This is a genomic window from Streptomyces sp. NPDC031379 (genome assembly GCF_055569615.1).
On sequence record NZ_JBVIIT010000022.1, the window covers coordinates 174842 to 191469 of the forward strand.

Sequence of the window (16628 nt, forward strand, 5' to 3'; positions counted from 1 at the left end):
CAATGTCAGAGCTGACCCTCACGGTCATGCGGCTGGGTTTCCTGGCCGTACTGTGGCTGTTCGTGATCGTGGCCGTGCAGGTCATCCGGAGCGACCTGTTCGGTACGCGCGTCACCCAGCGCGGATCGCGTAGGGAGGCCGGGCGCCAGCAGCAGCAGGCGGCCCGGCAGCAGGCGCCCCGGCAGCAGGCCGCGCCCCCGCAGCAGCGCGGCCAGCAGGGCGGCGGCGGCCGGCGCGGCCGCAACGCCCCCACCAAGCTGGTCGTGACCGAGGGCACCCTGACCGGCACCACGGTCGCGCTGCAGGGCCAGACGATCACGCTGGGCCGGGCGCACGACTCCACGATCGTGCTGGACGACGACTACGCCTCCAGCCGCCATGCCAGGATCTACCCGGACCGCGACGGCCAGTGGATCGTCGAGGATCTCGGCTCCACCAACGGCACGTACCTGGACCGGTCCCGGCTGACGACTCCCACGCCGATCCCGCTGGGCGGGCCGATCCGCATCGGCAAGACCGTCATCGAGCTGCGGAAGTAGTACGACAATGAGCGAGCGGAGCGAGCACGCAGCGGCAGGCCGCCACCCGGTCTCCGGCGCGCTCCCGACCGGAGGGTGGGCAGTGTGGCTCGACACGACCGGCTGTACCCGGAGCCGACGGGCGAGGTGCGCATGAGTCTGTCACTGCGCTTTGCCGCCGGATCGCACAAGGGCATGATCCGGGAGGGCAACGAGGACTCCGGTTACGCCGGTCCCCGCCTGCTCGCGATCGCGGACGGCATGGGCGGCCAGGCGGCGGGCGAGGTCGCCTCCTCCGAGGTCATCTCCACCCTGGTCACGCTCGACGACGACGTGCCCGGATCCGACATCCTGACCTCCCTCGGCGTGGCCGTGCAGCGGGCCAACGACCAGCTGCGGGCCATGGTCGAGGAGGACCCCCAGCTCGAGGGCATGGGGACGACCCTGACCGCCCTGCTGTGGACCGGGCAGCGGCTCGGCCTGGTGCACGTCGGCGACTCGCGCGCGTATCTGCTGCGGGACGGCGTGCTGACCCAGATCACGCAGGACCACACCTGGGTGCAGCGGCTCGTGGACGAGGGCCGGATCACCGAGGAAGAGGCCACCACCCACCCGCAGCGCTCCCTGCTGATGCGCGCCCTCGGCAGCGGCGAGCACGTCGAGCCCGACCTGTCGATCCGCGAGGTCCGGGCCGGCGACCGCTATCTGATCTGCTCCGACGGCCTGTCCGGCGTCGTCTCCCACCAGACGATGGAGGAGACCCTCGCCAGCTACCAGGGCCCGCAGGAGACCGTGCAGGAGCTGATCCAGCTCGCGCTGCGCGGCGGCGGCCCCGACAACATCACCGTCATCGTCGCCGACGTCCTGGACCTGGACACCGGTGACACCCTCGCCGGGCAGCTGTCCGACCAGCCGGTCGTGGTCGGCGCCGTCGCCGAGAACCAGCACCACCTGCACGACAACGGCATCATGCAGACCCCGGCCGGCCGCGCCTCCCACCTGGGCCGTCAGGGCCACGGAGGCGGCGAGTTCGGGCCGCCCGGCTCCGGCGACACCACCGGGTACGTCCCGGCCGGCGGCTTCGAGGACTACGCCGACGGCGACTTCACCAAGCCGCGCAAACAGCGCAAGTGGCTGAAGAGATCCCTCTACGGCGGTCTCGCCCTCGCCGTCATCGGCGGCGGCCTGTACGGCGGCTACCGCTGGACGCAGACGCAGTACTACGTCGGCGTCAAGGACGAGCACGTCGCGCTGTACCGCGGGATCAGCCAGGACCTGGCGTGGGTCTCGCTGTCGGAGGTGGAGAAGGACCACCCCGAGATCGAACTCAAGTACCTGCCGCCCTACCAGCAGAAGCAGGTCAAGAACACGATCGCGGCGGGCGGTCTGAAGCAGGCCCAGACGAAGATCGAGGCACTGACCGTGCAGGCCTCCGCGTGCCGGAAGCAGGCGGAGCGCACGGCGGCCGAGAGCGAGAAGAACGCGAAGACGGGGCAGGGCGAGGCCGGAGGCACCACGGGAACCACCCGTACCTCCTTCACGTCCAAGGCATCACCGACGCCCGACCCGTCGAAGCCGTCGTCCTCGACGACGGCCCCGACCTCGCCCTCGAAGTCTCCGAAACCGTCCACGACCGCCACGCCCAACCCCGGCCCGAGCCTCTCCGAGGATGAGCAGAAGGTCGTCGATCAGTGCGGCAAGCAGTAAGCACGCCGTGAGAGGCCCCGTCACACGATGAGCAGTACTTCCAATTCGCCGACGCACCACACGTCCACGATCGGCGCGATCGGCGCGCCGAGCCGCCGCAACACCGAGCTGGCCCTGCTGGTCTTCGCCGTGGCCATCCCGGTGTTCGCCTACGCCAACGTGGGTCTGGCCCTCAACGACCAGGTGCCCGCGGGACTGCTGAGCTACGGCCTCGGTCTCGGCCTGCTGGCCGGTGTCGCCCATCTCGGCGTGCGGAAGTTCGCCCCGTACGCCGACCCGCTGCTGCTGCCGCTGGCCACCCTGCTGAACGGGCTCGGGCTGGTGTGCATCTGGCGGCTGGACCAGTCGAAGCTGCTGCAGTCGCTGCCCAACTTCGTCACGGCCGCGCCCCGCCAGCTGCTGTACACCGCGCTGGGCATCGCCCTGTTCGTCGTCGTGCTGATCTTCCTGAAGGACCACCGTGTCCTGCAGCGCTACACCTACATCTCGATGTTCGGTGCGCTGGTCCTGCTGATCCTGCCGCTGGTGCCCGGACTCGGGGCCAACATCTACGGCGCCAAGATCTGGATCAGGGTCCCCGGCCTGGGATCGCTTCAGCCCGGCGAGTTCGCGAAGATCGTCCTCGCCATCTTCTTCGCCGGCTACCTGATGGTGAAGCGTGACGCCCTGGCCCTCGCCAGCCGCCGCTTCATGGGCCTGTACCTGCCGCGCGGCCGCGACCTCGGCCCGATCCTGGTCGTCTGGGCGATCTCGATCCTCATCCTGGTCTTCGAGACCGACCTCGGTACGTCGCTGCTGTTCTTCGGAATGTTCGTCATCATGCTGTACGTCGCCACCGAGCGGACCAGCTGGATCGTCTTCGGTCTGCTGATGTCCGCGGTCGGCGCCGTCGGCGTGGCGAGCTTCGAACCGCACATCCAGACCCGTGTGCAGGCCTGGCTCGACCCGATGCGCGAGTACAAGCTGAGCCAGGCCGGGGTCCAGGACGGCACCCTGCACTCCGAGCAGGCCATGCAGGCCCTGTGGGCGTTCGGCTCCGGCGGCACCCTGGGCACCGGCTGGGGCCAGGGCCACTCCGACCTGATCCGGTTCGCCGCCAACTCCGACTTCATCCTCGCCACCTTCGGCGAGGAGCTGGGCCTGGCGGGCATCATGGCGATCCTGCTGATCTACGGTCTGATCGTGGAGCGCGGCGTGCGCACCGCCCTCGCCGCCCGCGACCCGTTCGGCAAGCTGCTCGCCATCGGCCTGTCCGGCGCCTTCGCGCTGCAGGTCTTCGTCGTAGCCGGCGGTGTGATGGGCCTCATCCCGCTGACCGGTATGACGATGCCGTTCCTCGCGTACGGCGGTTCGTCGGTGCTGGCCAACTGGGCGCTGATCGGCATCCTCATCCGCATCAGCGACACCGCCCGACGCCCGGCGCCCGCGCCCGCGGCCAACCCCGACGCCGAGATGACCCAGGTGGTCCGCCCGTCATGAACAAGCCCCTGCGCCGGATCGCGATCTTCTGCGGCCTGCTCGTCCTGACCCTGCTGCTGCGGGACAACTGGCTCCAGTACCTCAAGGCCGACAGCCTGAAGGACGACCCGAAGAACCGCCGTGTCACCATCGCCCGCTACGCCACCCCGCGCGGCGACATCGTCGTGGACGGCGACCCGATCACCGGGTCCACCGAGACCAGCAAGACCGGTCTGAACGACCTGAAGTACAAGCGGACCTACAAGAACGGCCCCATGTGGGCGCCGGTCACCGGTTACGCCTCGCAGGCCTTCGGCGCGACCCAGCTGGAGTCCCTCGACGACGGCATCCTCACCGGCAACGACGACCGGCTGTTCTTCCGCAAGACCCTGGACATGATCACCGGCAAGGAGCAGCAGGGCGGCAACGTCGTCACCACGCTGAACGCCGCCGCGCAGAAGGCCGCGTACGACGGTCTGAAGTCCCGGGGCGGCAAGGGCGCCGTCGTCGCCCTGGAGCCGTCCACCGGCAAGATCCTGGCGCTGGCCTCCTACCCGTCGTACGATCCCTCGTCCTTCGCGGGCAACTCCACCGACGTGGACGCCAAGGCGTGGAACAAGCTGCAGAAGAAGAACAACCCGGCCGACCCGATGCTGAACCGGGCGCTGCGCGAGACCTACCCGCCGGGCTCCACCTTCAAGGTGGTCACCGCGGCGGCCGCGCTGGAGAACGGCAAGTACACCTCGGCCGACCAGAGGACCGAGTCCCCGCTGCCGTGGACCATGCCGGGCACCACGACCCAGCTGAAGAACGAGGGCAACATCCCGTGCGAGAACGCCACCATGCGTGAGGCGCTGCGGGTGTCCTGCAACACCGTCTTCGGCAAGATCGGCTCCGACCTCGGCAACGACAAGATGCTGGCCGAGGCGAAGAAGTTCGGCTTCGACGCCGAGCAGTTCACCCCGGTGCGCTCCAGCGCCTCGGTGTTCTCCGACGACATGAACCAGTCGCAGACCGCGCTGTCCTCCATCGGCCAGTACAACACCGCCGCGACCCCGCTGCAGATGGCCATGGTCGCCTCGGCGGTCGCCAACGACGGCAAGCTGATGAAGCCGTACATGGTCGACGAGCTGCAGTCCTCCAACCTGGACCCGGTCGCCAAGACCGACCCGGAGGAGCTGAGCCGGCCGCTGTCGCCGGAGAACGCGCAGATCCTGCAGTCGATGATGGAGACGGTCGTCAAGGAGGGCACCGGTACGCGGGCGCAGATCCCCGGTGCCGTCGTCGGCGGCAAGACCGGTACCGCCCAGCACGGTGTCGCGAACAGCGAGAACCCGTACGCGTGGTTCATCTCCTACGCCAAGGTCGGCGACAACAGCTCGCCGGTCGCCGTGGCCGTGGTGGTCGAGGACGAGAACGCCAACCGCGACGACATCTCCGGCGGCGGTCTGGCCGCGCCGATCGCGAAGAACGTGATGGAGGCGGTCATCAACTCCAAGAAGTGAGACCTCTCACATCCCCTTCACATCGATGCACGTTGCGATACCGGTCCTGTATCGGGTTACGGGCTTGGCCAGGTCATACAAAGCGAGCCGGGTACGGTAGGCCCGGACGGCAGCCTCGGACGCACATGGATGTGCCGGCCGAGACCGACGGAGAGGGCTGGTAGGTAGCTATGGAAGAGCCGCGTCGCCTCGGCGGCCGGTACGAGCTGGGCCAGGTGCTCGGCCGTGGTGGCATGGCGGAGGTCTACCTCGCGCATGACACCCGCCTCGGCCGCACCGTGGCGGTGAAGACGCTGCGCGCGGACCTCGCGCGTGACCCGTCCTTCCAGGCCCGGTTCCGCCGGGAGGCCCAGTCGGCCGCCTCGCTCAACCATCCCGCGATCGTCGCGGTCTACGACACGGGCGAGGACTACATCGACGGGGTCTCGATCCCGTACATCGTGATGGAGTACGTCGACGGCTCCACGCTCCGTGAGCTGCTGCACTCCGGCCGCAAGCTCCTGCCCGAGCGCGCGATGGAGATGACCATCGGCATCCTCCAGGGTCTGGAGTACGCCCACCGCAGCGGCATCGTCCACCGCGACATCAAGCCGGCGAACGTCATGCTGACCCGCAACGGCCAGGTCAAGGTGATGGACTTCGGCATCGCCCGGGCCATGGGCGACGCCGGCATGACCATGACCCAGACCGCGGCGGTCATCGGCACGGCCCAGTACCTGTCTCCCGAGCAGGCGAAGGGCGAGCAGGTCGACGCCCGCTCGGACCTGTATTCGACCGGCTGCCTCCTCTACGAGCTGTTGACGGTGCGCCCGCCCTTCGTGGGCGACTCGCCGGTGGCCGTCGCCTACCAGCACGTCCGCGAGGAGCCGCAGTCCCCGTCGGTCTTCGACCCCGAGATCACGCCCGAGATGGACGCCATCGTCCTGAAGGCGCTGGTCAAGGACCCGAACTACCGCTACCAGTCGGCTGACGAGATGCGCGCCGACATCGAGGCCTGCCTCGACGGCCAGCCGGTCGCGGCCACGGCCGCCCTGGGCGCGGTGGGCTACGGCGGCTACCCCGACGACCAGCCGACCACGGCCCTGCGCTCGGACGCCGGCGCGGGAGCGACCACCATGCTCCCGCCGATGAGCCCGGACGACGGCTACGGCTACGACGACCGCCCCGACCGCCGCCGCCAGCAGAAGAAGTCCAACACCTCCACGATCCTCCTGGTGGTCGCGGGCGTGCTGGTCCTGATCGGCGCGATCCTGATCGGCAAGTGGGCCTTCGGCGGAGGCAACGCGGACCAGTCCTTCAAGGCCCCGAACTTCGTCGATCACACCTACCCCGAAGCCCAGAAGATGGCGGTGAACTCCGACCTGAAGCTGGCTCCGCCCACGCGGAAGCCGTGCGAGAACCAGCCGAAGGGCTCCGTCTGCTCCCAGGAACCGCCGGCCGGCACGGAAGTGAACAAGGGCGACACGATCACGCTGGTGGTGTCGACCGGCGCGCCCAAGGTCGCGGTGCCCAGTGTCCTCGGCCAGAGCTTCGCCGACGCCAAGGCGACGCTGGAGGGCGACGAGTACCAGTTCAAGGTCGTGCGCAAGGACGAGGTCTCGACGGAGCCGGCGGGCACCATCCTGAAGCAGAACCCGAAGCTCGGCGCGGAGGTCGAGAAGGGCTCCGCGATCACCCTCACCGTCGCCAAGGCGGAGGAGAAGGTCACCGTGCCCGCAGACGTGATCGGCAAGTCCTGTGAGGAGGCCAAGACCGAGCTGCAGGGGCTGGGCCTGGTACCCACCTGCAACGACACCCCCACCAACAACCCCGACGACGACGGCAAGGTCATCTCGACCAACCCGCAGGGGGGCCAGCAGGTCGCCAAGAACACGCCTGTCGCGCTCAACGTGGGCAAGGTGCAGAACCAGCAGGTCCAGATTCCGCAGGATCTCGCGGGCAAGCGCCTGAAGGACGCCAGGAAGCAGCTCGAGGACATGGGCCTCCAGGTCAGCGTCCAGGGCTCCCAGGACGACAACTCCCTGGTCGTCACCTCCAACCCGGCTCCCGGCAGCCCCGCCAACCAGGGCGACACCGTCACGCTGTTCACGGCGGACCAGGGCGGCAACAACCGCGGCGGCGACGCCGGCGGCATCTTCGGCGGCATCAACGGCTGACGCCTGCCACGTCCTTCCCGGAATATCCAGCCAGGGCTCCGGCACCCTCCTCAGGGTGCCGGAGCCCTGGCTTTTCCCACTTAGTGCGCCGATTACGGCATATAACTTGCGTGATCCAGGTCACATCGGCCGCCACTGTTCTCAAGATCATCGACACCCATAGAATCCACAGCGAGAAAGGGTGGCGAAATTCATCGACCCACCCTGCGATAGGGGACTCATAAATGAAGAAGTCGCTCAAGGCGCTGGTGGCCGCTCCGGCAATTCTCGGAATTATGGCTATCGGTTCCCCCGCATTCGCCGGCTCCTACAACGGGACATGTGAATCCGCCAGCGGTGGAGAGATCTGTCTCTACAAGAATGTCGACGGCGCCGGCAAGGACTACAACGTCGGCGGCGGTTCGTCCAGCGCAGGTCCGCTGTACGACACGCTCTACAGCAAGACGTCCTACAGCGGCAGCACGTTCTACGGCTCGTCCACGGCGCTCGACAACAACGCCGCCAGCGCCTGGAACCGGGACCCCGACACCAAGGTGAAGCTCTTCTTCGGCGCCAACTACACCGGCACCACGCTCACCGTGAACCAGGGCTCCTCCGGCGCCTACGCCACCTCGAGCTTCGTCAGCGAGATCTCCTCGCACTGCTTCGTCAGCAACACCGCCTGCCCGTAAGCAGGAGGCACCGGGCGGGGCCGGACCGGCCCCGCCCCCTGTCTTCCCGCCCCCTCACGCCGGAGCACCATGTTTCCGTCAGCGATCACCGCACGACGTGCCGCGACCGCAGCGACGATCCTCGTCCTGTCCCTGTCCGCGTGCAGCTCCGGCGACGGTTCCTCCCCCGCCCGGCAGCCGGCCCCGGAAAGCGGGGCGCTGCCGACCCAGCGGGTCGCGGGAGTCGAGGTCCCCCTTCTTCCGCTCGACGCCTACATCCCCACCGTGCGGCAGCAGGACACCCTGGACCGGGCGACTTCCTCCCTCGCCCAGGCGTGCATGAAGAAAAAGGGATTCTCGTGGCCGGCCCCGCTGCCCCTCATCGGCACGCCGCACTCTCCGAACGAACGGCGGTACGGGGTCTTGAGCGAAGGCACGGTCGCCGAGTTCGGATACCAGCTGCCGCCGGCCCTGGGTGTCACACGAAAGCAGGCCCAGGATCGCATCGGGGACGACGAGAAACGCCACAAGAAAATGACGGCGGTCATGACGGCCGCGTACAGCGGTGAATCCGCGGACGGTTCCCGGAAGGACCCGAAGGGCGGTTGTCAGGGCCGGGCGAGCAGTTCACTCGGTATTACCGACGAGCAGCTGGCCGGGAATTCCCTGGTCGGGCAGATCACGATGCAGGCCTGGGAACGCACGCGCAAGGACGCCCGGGCGATCGCCGCGGACCGCGCCTGGAGTGCCTGCATGCGGCGTGCCGGATACCGGTACTCCACCCCGCACGAGGCGGCGGCCGACCCGAGATGGGTGCCGCACGGCCGGCCGGATTTCCTGAAGCTGCCCTCACGGATCGAGATCAAGACCGCGGAGACCGACATCCGGTGCAAGCGGGAGGAGTCGTACGTGCAGACCTGGCAGCGTGTGGAGACCACGTTCCAGAACCAGCTGATCGCGACGCGCGCATCCGCCCTGACCCGCTACCGCGCCTCCTGGAAGCACTCCCTGGCGAAGTCCGCCGAGGTACTGGACCAGGCCTGAACCGTCAGCCGTTCAGTTCCCTGGGCGGCGTCCGCTTGCTGTCCACCTTCTGCACGCGGACCAGCTCGCCCCAGACCACGTACCGGTAGCGGCTCGTGTAGACCGGTGTGCAGGTCGTCAGGGTGATGTAGTGGCCGGCCTTCTCCTTGCCGGACTCCTCGGGAACCGACGACAGGACCTTGACGTTGTACTTCGTGGTCTCGGGCAGGACCGAGTACACCTTGTAGACGTACCAGTCGTCCTTCGTCTCGAAGACGATCGGGTCGCCCTTCTTCAGCTTGTCGATGTTGTGGAACTTCGCGCCGTGGCCGTCGCGGTGGGCGGCGAGGGTGAAGTTGCCGGCCTTCCCGGTGGTGGGAAGCGTGGCCTTGATCGGGTCCGTGTAGTAGCCGGCCACGCCGTCGTTCAGGACGTCCTCGTCCGTGCCCTTCTCGACCAGGACCTCGCCGTTCCTCATCGCCGGCACGTGCAGGAAGCCGATGCCGTCCTTCGTGTCCAGCGCGCCTGGGCCGGAGTCCGTGGCCTGGGCCCAGTGGTCACGGACCTCGTCGCCCTTACGGTCCGCCTTGCGGTCCGCTATGACGTTCGTCCACCACAGGGAGTAGACGACGAACAGGGCGAGCAACACGCCCACCGTGATGAGGAGTTCACCGAAGACGCTGACCGCCAGGGCGATCCGGCCCGGACGCCGGCGCGGGCCGGGCTCCCGGGCGGACGCGTCCGTGTGTTCTTCGGTCTCGTCGGCGGTCGCTGCCACAGTTCCTCTGCCCTTACTCGATGAGCCCTAGTCGATGAGCGCGTCCGGCTTGCCCTTGCTGCGCGGGCGTTCCTCGACCATCTTGCCCCAGACGATCAGCCGGTACTTGCTGGTGAACTCCGGCGTACAGGTGGTGAGGGTGATGTAGCGGCCGGGCTCGGTGAAGCCCGAGCCCGGGGGAACGGGGTCCAGCACGCTCGTGTTGGACGGCGGAGTCACCGGAAGCGTCGAGGTCACCTTGTACACGAAGTACTTGTCCTGTGTCTCGACCACGACCGCGTCGCCGCGCTTGAGCCTGTTGATGTACCGGAACGGCTCCCCGTGCGTGTTGCGGTGAGCCGCGAGACCGAAGTTGCCCGTCCTGGCGTCGGGCATCGCCGTCTTGAGCGGGTCCTCGCCGTAGTGCCCGACCATGCCCTTGTCCAGCACCTTCTTGTTACTGACGCCCTCCGCTATCGGCGCGACCACGTCCAGCTCGGGGATGTGCAGGATGGCGAAGCCCTGTCCCGGCGTGAAGACGCCCGGGTTGCGCTTGCCGCTGGCCCAGTCGTCCTGCAGCTGGTGGGTCTCGCTGCCCGCCTGCGCGTGCGCGCGGACATTGGTCCACCACAGCTGGTAGGTGACGAACAGCAGCATCAGCACGCCGGTGGTGATGAACACCTCGCCGATCGCCCGGCTCGCGATGACGGCCGGGCCCGGCTTGCGCAGCCGCGCCTGCCGACGGGCCTCCACCCGGGACAGCGGCCGGCCGGACGACGGGGTCGGGGTCGGCGGGGGCGCCGTCTCCCGGTTCCCGCCATGGCGGCCACCGCGCCGCTTGGCCGCCTTTCTGCGGGCCGCGCGGCCTCCCGGTGTGATTCCGGTGGCCGCAGAGGCCGAGGAGGCCGCAGAGGCGCCTGTGGGCCCGCTCACAGGGCCCGGAGACAGCGGGCCGGGGATCCGCAGGGCCATCGTCTCGTCGTCGGCGGCAGGCAGGGAGTCGACGGGAGGCAGGGGGCCCGCGGCGGACGCGGGATCGGCCACGGGCATCGGCGCCGTCGGCGGATCCTCCCGGCGCCCTGCGTGGCGGCCGGCGGAGCGACCCGCACCGCGGCCGGCGTTCGGCGCACCGCCGTGGGACTCGTACGGGCTCTCGCCGTACAAGTCCTCACGCTCGGGGCGCAGCGCGGTCACGCCGTGGCCCTGCCCACCACCGGGGCGAGCCCCGCCGACCTCGCCACGGCACCCTGGTCACCGCACTCCGCCAGCCAGTTGGCCAGCATCCGGTGTCCGTGCTCGGTGAGCACGGACTCGGGATGGAACTGCACGCCCTCCACCGGGAGTTCACGGTGGCGCAGGCCCATGATGATGCCGTCGTGCGTGCGGGCGGTCACTTCCAGCTCGGCCGGGACCGTCGCCGGTTCCGCGGCCAGGGAGTGGTAGCGGGTCGCCGTGAAGGGGGAGGGCAGGCCCGCGAAGACGCCCTTGCCCTCGTGCTCGACCGGAGAGGTCTTGCCGTGCAGCAGCTCCGGCGCCCGGTCGACCACACCGCCGTACGCCACCTGCATCGACTGCATGCCGAGGCACACGCCGAAGACGGGCACCCCGGTCGAGGCGCAGTGGCGGACCATGTCCACGCACACGCCCGCCTCCTCCGGCGTCCCGGGCCCGGGCGAGAGCAGCACCCCGTCGAAGCCGTCCTGGGCGTGGGCCGTCGACACCTCGTCGTTGCGCAGCACCTCGCACTCGGCGCCCAGCTGGTACAGGTACTGGACGAGGTTGAAGACGAAGCTGTCGTAGTTGTCGACGACGAGAATCCGCGCACTCACTGGTTGTCCACCGTCACATCGTTGAAGGGCAGCAGCGGTTCGGCCCACGGGAAGACGTACTGGAAGAGGACGTAGACCAGGGCCAGGACCAGTACGAGGGAGATGAACGCCCTCACCCACGCGTTGCCCGGCAGATGCCGCCAGATCCAGCCGTACATGCCGTCCCTTTCGTATCCCCACGGCACCAGACTCACGCCGTACGTCACCAGACTAACGGCGCAGAGCCTTCGGTTCGCCTGCCTCCACGGGCTGTGTGGAGTCCAGGTGCGCCCAGACGATCAGCCGGTGACTGTGCCCCCATTCCGGATCGCACGTGGTCAGCGTCAGATACCGGCCCGGACGCGTGTACCCGGACTTACGTGGCACAGGGTCGATCACCTCAACGTCCGTGGGAACGGTTTTGTAGGGCCCTTTGTCGATCCGATACGTGAACCAGGTCGTCCCGTCCGTGAGCACCACCGCGTCGCCCCGCCGCAGCCGCGGGAAGTCCTTGAAGGGGTCGCCGTAGGTGCGCCGGTGACCGGCCACGGCGAAGTTGCCCTCCTGGCCGAGCCGGGCGGTTCCCGGGTAGTGGGCGAGGCCCTTGGCCAGCACGTCCCGGCCGGTCCCCTCCAGCACCGGCTTGTTCCACGTGAAACCGAGCCGCGGGACGTACATGATCGCGAAGCCTCTTCCGTAGGGGTACGGCGCGGGCTTCTCCGGATTCTTGGCCGGCACCTGCCGCTCACCGGCGGCGTCCGTCGCCCGCACGGTCCCCGTCGACCACTGCCGGTGCAGCTGCTCGATCTGGTCGTTCATGGCGCTGTCGGCCCGTACGCCCGTCCAGAACAGGACGTAGACGACGAAGAGCACGATCAGGGTGCCGACGGTGATGAACAGTTCGCTGACGGTCCTGACGATCACACGCACCGGCGGCTCCTGACAGGGGACCTACCTACTCCACTGGCTTCGCGTAGTGCAGATCCACTGTGCCCGTGTAACCGGGAAGAGTCACCGTCCCGTCCTCGGTGACTTTCCAGCCGAGGCCGTAGACGTTGACGTACACCATGTAGGTCTGGATCGCCTTGCTCGCCGCGAGCGCCTGCTGCAGCTTGTCCGGGTCGCCGACCGCGGTGATCTTGTACGGCGGTGAGTAGACGCGGCCCTGGAGGATCAGGGTGTTGCCGACGCAGCGCACGGCGCTCGTGGAGATCAGCCGCTGGTCCATGACCTTGATGCCCTTGGCGCCGCCCTGCCAGAGGGCGTTCACCACGGCCTGCAGGTCCTGCTGGTGGATGACCAGGTAGTCCGGCTGCGGCTCGGGGTAGCCGGGGAGCTTGGCGGTGGCGTTGGGCGGGGCGTCGTTCAGGGTGACGGTGATCGCCTTGCCGGTCAGCTTCTGGGTGCCCGCGTTCTTCTCCAGCCCGCTGAGCTTCTCGTCCTGGGCCCGGGTGCTGCCGTCGTCGCTCTCGGCCAGCGATTCCACGTTGTCCCGCAGGCTCGCGTTGGACTCGTCCAGTTCCTTGTTCTTGCGGCTGCGCTCCTGGATCAGGTCCGACAGCTTGAGCAGCGAGGCGTCCTGCCGGATGTCGGTGCCCTTGGCCGTGTTGAAACTGGTGAAGAAGATGAGTCCCGCGAGAGCGAAGACGGCCGCCGTGAGTATCCGCACCGGTCGGACACGCAGCCGGCGGCCGGGGCCGGAACCCGTTGATCCCGTCCCGGGGGAGTCGGCAGAATTGCTCAACGTACCCTTATCTCCTTCGGCGCCACGGAAGCACTACGCTAACGGACGCCCGGGGGAGCACACAGAGTCGTCATGTTGGCCCCTTGTACGCTGCCCCGAGCCCGACCCAGTTACCTGCGCGGCCACGCAGCGCATCGACAGGAGAGACCCTCGTGCCGAAGTCACGTATCCGCAAGAAGGCAGACTTCACGCCGCCGCCGGCGAAGCAGGCGACGGCGATCAAGCTGAACAGCCGCGGGTGGGTCGCCCCCGTCATGCTGGCCATGTTCCTCATCGGTTTGGCCTGGATCGTCGTCTTCTACGTGACCGACGGCTCACTGCCCATCGATGCCCTGGACAACTGGAACATCGTGGTCGGCTTCGGCTTCATCGCCGCCGGCTTCGGCGTCTCCACGCAGTGGAAGTAGCGCTCACCAGCGCGGTCCTGGCAGCTCTGCCCAGGGCTATCCACTGAGTTATCCACAGGTCGGCAGACGTATCCACATCCCCCTGGGGAAAAGACTACGATCTGTGGATAACTCATCGAGGGTTGACGCCGGTGTGACTGCCCCGCCAGTCCTCGCACACCCATTCGCCCCCGAGCTGACCTGCGGAAACGCATTCGAGCGGCCGGGGGCACATCTGTGCCCGCACCGTATGCACAAGATCCGCCACACGCTGTGGACAACGGTTCGGTATCAGGCGAGCTGAGCGGTCCTGACCAGCACCATGACGACCGCGACGAGCAGGACCGCCGCGCAGGTGCCGTACTGGATCAGCGTCCGCTTCTCGCGTGGCGCGTGGACCATCGCGTACCCGGTGACGACGCCGGCGACGAGACCGCCGATGTGGGCCTGCCAGGAGATGTTGCTGAAACCGAAGGTGAAGATGAGGTTGATCACCAGCAGCGCGATGACCGGCCGCATGTCGTAGTTCAGGCGGCGCATCAGCACCGCGGTGGCCCCGAAGAGGCCGAAGATCGCTCCGGAGGCGCCCAGCGACGCCTGCGTCGGGGAGGCGAGCAGATAGGTCAGCGCACCCCCGGCCAGTCCGGAGACGAAGTAGACCGCCAGATAGCGGGCCCGGCCGAGGGCCGCCTCCAGCGGACCGCCGATCCACCACAGACTCAGCATGTTGAAGCCGATGTGCCAGTACTCCTGATGCGTGAACATCGACGTCACGAAGCGGTACCACTCGCCGCCGGCCACACCGGAGGTCGGCGTGAACGGCTTCAGCGGCCAGGCGCCGTAGAGGACCAGGTCCTCCAGCAGGGACTGGTCGGCCTGGACGGCGATGAACACCGCGATGTTGATCCCGATGAGGATCTTGGTGAGCAGCCGCGGATCGGCCGTCACCGTGCCGCCGGCGACCGTGCGCGGCCGGGACGCGGCCGGAGCCTGCCCCGTGCCGGAACCGCCGCGGACACAGTCGGGGCACTGGAAGCCGACCGAGGCGCTGACCATGCACTCGGGGCAGATGGGACGGTCACAGCGGGTGCAGCGCACGCCGGTCTCGCGGTCCGGATGCCGGTAGCACACGGGCACGCTCCGGGCGTCCTGCGCGCTGCCGCTGCCTGCGGCCTGGTCCATCAGATCCCCTTGCTTGTGGTGGCACTACCCGGCAAATACCCCGCCCCGCTCATCCTTACGGACGAGCGGGGCGTTTGGTTCCCTGCGGGGGATTGCGGGAAGCGGTGGGCTCAGCCCTCACGCTTCTCGATCACGACCGACTCGATGACGACGTCCTGGGCGGGACGGTCGTTGCGGCCGGTGGGCACGCCGGCGATGGCGTCGACGACCTTCTGGCTGGCCGGGTCGGTGACCTCGCCGAAGATCGTGTGCTTGCGGGTCAGCCACGTGGTCGGGGCGACCGTGATGAAGAACTGCGAGCCGTTGGTGCCCGGGCCGGCGTTGGCCATGGCCAGAAGGTACGGCTTGTTGAAGGACAGGTCCGGGTGGAACTCGTCCTCGAACTTGTAGCCCGGACCACCGATGCCGCTGCCGAGCGGGTCGCCGCCCTGGATCATGAAACCGCTGATGACACGGTGGAAGATCGTGCCGTCGTAGAGCCGCTTCGTGCTCTTCTCACCCGTGCCGGGGTGCGTCCACTCGCGCTCGCCCTGGGCCAGCTCGACAAAGTTCTTGACCGTGACAGGCGCGTGGTTCGGGAACAGCCGGACCTCGATGTCGCCGTGGTTGGTCTTCAGGGTGGCGTAAAGCTGCTCAGCCACGATCTGCCTTCCGTTGTCTTCCTGTGACTCCCCGATCCTCGCACGGACGGACCCGTACGTCGCCCGACGGCCACGACTTGTGCCGGGAAAGCAGCGCCCGGCGGCAATTCGTGGCAGGGTCGACAAGAAGCTCCTGTTGCCCGTAATCGAGCCGAAGAGAACGATCGGCACCCATATGCCCGCCCTCGCATGCCGCACGGACCGTTGGCAGGCATGATCCGTAAAAGGGTGGAAAGTCGAATTACCGTACGCCACCGAGGAGGAGGAACCCGTGACCCGCATCGACAGCGTGCGCGCCGCGACCGGCTCGGCGAAGGACAGCGTGCTGCACGCCGCGGAAGTGGTGGCGCCCTACGCCGACACGGCCAAGGAGCGTGCCTCGTACTACGCGCAGGAGGCACGCGTACGGCTGGCGCCCGTAGTGTCGCAGGCCGCCGAACAGGCCCGCGAGCAGTACGACGCCTATCTCGCCCCGCGCCTGGAGCAGGCTCGTGCACATGTGCCGCCGAAGGTGGACCTGGCCGCACAAGAAGCCGCTCTTCGTACCCGTAAGGCCGCCCGGCAGGCCGCCGAGTACTCCCGGCCGAAGATCGAGCATGCCGTGGCCGCTGCCACACCCGTGGCGGACGAGGCCGCCGCGCGCGGCGCCGCCGCCCTGGTGGCACTGCGCGGTCAGGTCTCGCCGCAGGAGATCCAGAAGCTGGCCCGCAAGCACAAGCGGCGGTCCAAGGCCGGCCGGACCGTGAAGGCGCTGGGGCTGCTGACCGTGCTGGCCGGCGGTGCCTTCGCGGCCTGGAAGTGGTGGGACAAGCAGGCCAACCCGGACTGGCTGGTCGAGCCGCCCGCGGCCACGGAGGTGCCCGAGTCGGGCCGCCTCGGCACCGTGGACGGCAGCGGCACCTCCGTCCTGGACCCGGAGGTGCAGGCGAAGCAGGCAGAGGAGGAGGCCGCGGACCGCGACGACCAGGGATGAGGCAGTCGGGTCCGCAGTGAAACCGAGCGGGGGGGGGGGGGGGGGGGGGGGGGGGGGGGGGGGGGGGGGGGGGGGGGGGGGGGGGGGGGGGGGGGGGGGGGGGGGGGGGGGGGGGGGGGG

At 68.7% G+C, this 16628-nt stretch carries 17 protein-coding genes; 9 read left to right on the forward strand and 8 right to left on the reverse strand.

Annotated features, from left to right (window positions below):
* Positions 1-2: 2 nt before the first annotated feature.
* From ACZ5CW_RS29475 to ACZ5CW_RS29505, 7 genes are all read left to right on the forward strand, one after another.
* Complete coding sequence (locus tag ACZ5CW_RS29475; RefSeq protein ID WP_468606598.1) at positions 3-539, forward strand: FHA domain-containing protein FhaB/FipA; 537 nt, start codon at positions 3-5, stop codon at positions 537-539.
* A 132-nt stretch (positions 540-671) separates the two neighbouring features.
* A complete protein-coding gene (locus tag ACZ5CW_RS29480; protein ID WP_468606644.1) occupies positions 672-2225 on the forward strand; it encodes a Stp1/IreP family PP2C-type Ser/Thr phosphatase in 1554 nt (517 codons plus the stop codon).
* A gap of 27 nt (positions 2226-2252) precedes the next feature.
* The gene (locus tag ACZ5CW_RS29485; protein ID WP_468606600.1) at positions 2253-3704 is read left to right on the forward strand and encodes an FtsW/RodA/SpoVE family cell cycle protein; all 1452 of its coding nucleotides are present in this window, start codon (positions 2253-2255) and stop codon (positions 3702-3704) included.
* Positions 3701-5188 carry a peptidoglycan D,D-transpeptidase FtsI family protein gene (locus ACZ5CW_RS29490; RefSeq protein ID WP_468606602.1) on the forward strand — a complete coding sequence of 496 codons (1488 nt, stop codon included), beginning with the start codon at positions 3701-3703 and terminating at the stop codon, positions 5186-5188. The genes ACZ5CW_RS29485 and ACZ5CW_RS29490 overlap by 4 nt, the downstream gene beginning before the upstream one ends.
* 170 nt (positions 5189-5358) lie before the next feature.
* The gene (pknB, locus tag ACZ5CW_RS29495) at positions 5359-7344 is read left to right on the forward strand and encodes a Stk1 family PASTA domain-containing Ser/Thr kinase (protein WP_468606604.1); all 1986 of its coding nucleotides are present in this window, start codon (positions 5359-5361) and stop codon (positions 7342-7344) included.
* 275 nt (positions 7345-7619) lie between these two features.
* A complete protein-coding gene (locus tag ACZ5CW_RS29500; RefSeq protein ID WP_468606606.1) occupies positions 7620-8015 on the forward strand; it encodes a peptidase inhibitor family I36 protein in 396 nt (131 codons plus the stop codon).
* Between the two features lie 69 nt (positions 8016-8084).
* Positions 8085-9038 (forward strand): hypothetical protein, encoded by a 954-nt coding sequence (locus ACZ5CW_RS29505; protein ID WP_468606608.1) that lies wholly within the window; start codon positions 8085-8087, stop codon positions 9036-9038.
* A 4-nt stretch (positions 9039-9042) separates the two neighbouring features.
* Here ACZ5CW_RS29505 and ACZ5CW_RS29510 read toward each other — a convergent pair whose 3' ends face one another.
* Genes ACZ5CW_RS29510 through ACZ5CW_RS29535 form a run of 6 tightly spaced genes read right to left on the reverse strand, consistent with a single transcriptional unit; the run spans position 9043 to position 13326 of the window.
* Positions 9043-9795, reverse strand: a complete 753-nt coding sequence (locus ACZ5CW_RS29510) for a class E sortase (RefSeq protein WP_468606610.1) — start codon at positions 9793-9795, stop codon at positions 9043-9045.
* A 27-nt stretch (positions 9796-9822) separates the two neighbouring features.
* Complete coding sequence (locus tag ACZ5CW_RS29515; protein ID WP_468606612.1) at positions 9823-10968, reverse strand: class E sortase; 1146 nt, start codon at positions 10966-10968, stop codon at positions 9823-9825.
* The gene (locus tag ACZ5CW_RS29520) at positions 10965-11603 is read right to left on the reverse strand and encodes an aminodeoxychorismate/anthranilate synthase component II (protein ID WP_356938364.1); all 639 of its coding nucleotides are present in this window, start codon (positions 11601-11603) and stop codon (positions 10965-10967) included. Before ACZ5CW_RS29520 ends, ACZ5CW_RS29515 begins: the two co-directional genes overlap by 4 nt.
* The gene (locus ACZ5CW_RS29525) at positions 11600-11797 is read right to left on the reverse strand and encodes a hypothetical protein (RefSeq protein ID WP_468606646.1); all 198 of its coding nucleotides are present in this window, start codon (positions 11795-11797) and stop codon (positions 11600-11602) included. Before ACZ5CW_RS29525 ends, ACZ5CW_RS29520 begins: the two co-directional genes overlap by 4 nt.
* A 16-nt stretch (positions 11798-11813) precedes the next feature.
* Positions 11814-12512, reverse strand: a complete 699-nt coding sequence (locus ACZ5CW_RS29530) for a class E sortase (protein ID WP_468606614.1) — start codon at positions 12510-12512, stop codon at positions 11814-11816.
* A gap of 25 nt (positions 12513-12537) precedes the next feature.
* Complete coding sequence (locus ACZ5CW_RS29535) at positions 12538-13326, reverse strand: DUF881 domain-containing protein (protein ID WP_468606616.1); 789 nt, start codon at positions 13324-13326, stop codon at positions 12538-12540.
* Positions 13327-13478: 152 nt separating this feature from the next.
* Here ACZ5CW_RS29535 and crgA point away from each other — a divergent pair, with 152 nt between their 5' ends.
* Positions 13479-13733 (forward strand): cell division protein CrgA, encoded by a 255-nt coding sequence (gene crgA / locus ACZ5CW_RS29540; protein ID WP_468606618.1) that lies wholly within the window; start codon positions 13479-13481, stop codon positions 13731-13733.
* A gap of 270 nt (positions 13734-14003) precedes the next feature.
* On the opposite strand, the gene ACZ5CW_RS29545 is transcribed toward crgA, so the two are convergent.
* A complete protein-coding gene (locus ACZ5CW_RS29545; protein WP_468606620.1) occupies positions 14004-14894 on the reverse strand; it encodes a rhomboid family intramembrane serine protease in 891 nt (296 codons plus the stop codon).
* A 110-nt stretch (positions 14895-15004) separates the two neighbouring features.
* Complete coding sequence (locus ACZ5CW_RS29550; protein ID WP_468606622.1) at positions 15005-15535, reverse strand: peptidylprolyl isomerase; 531 nt, start codon at positions 15533-15535, stop codon at positions 15005-15007.
* A gap of 271 nt (positions 15536-15806) precedes the next feature.
* On the opposite strand from ACZ5CW_RS29550, the gene ACZ5CW_RS29555 reads away from it, so the two are divergent.
* Positions 15807-16508, forward strand: coding sequence for a DUF5324 family protein (locus tag ACZ5CW_RS29555; RefSeq protein WP_468606624.1), 702 nt, complete (start codon positions 15807-15809; stop codon positions 16506-16508).
* The last annotated feature ends 120 nt before the right edge of the window (positions 16509-16628 follow it).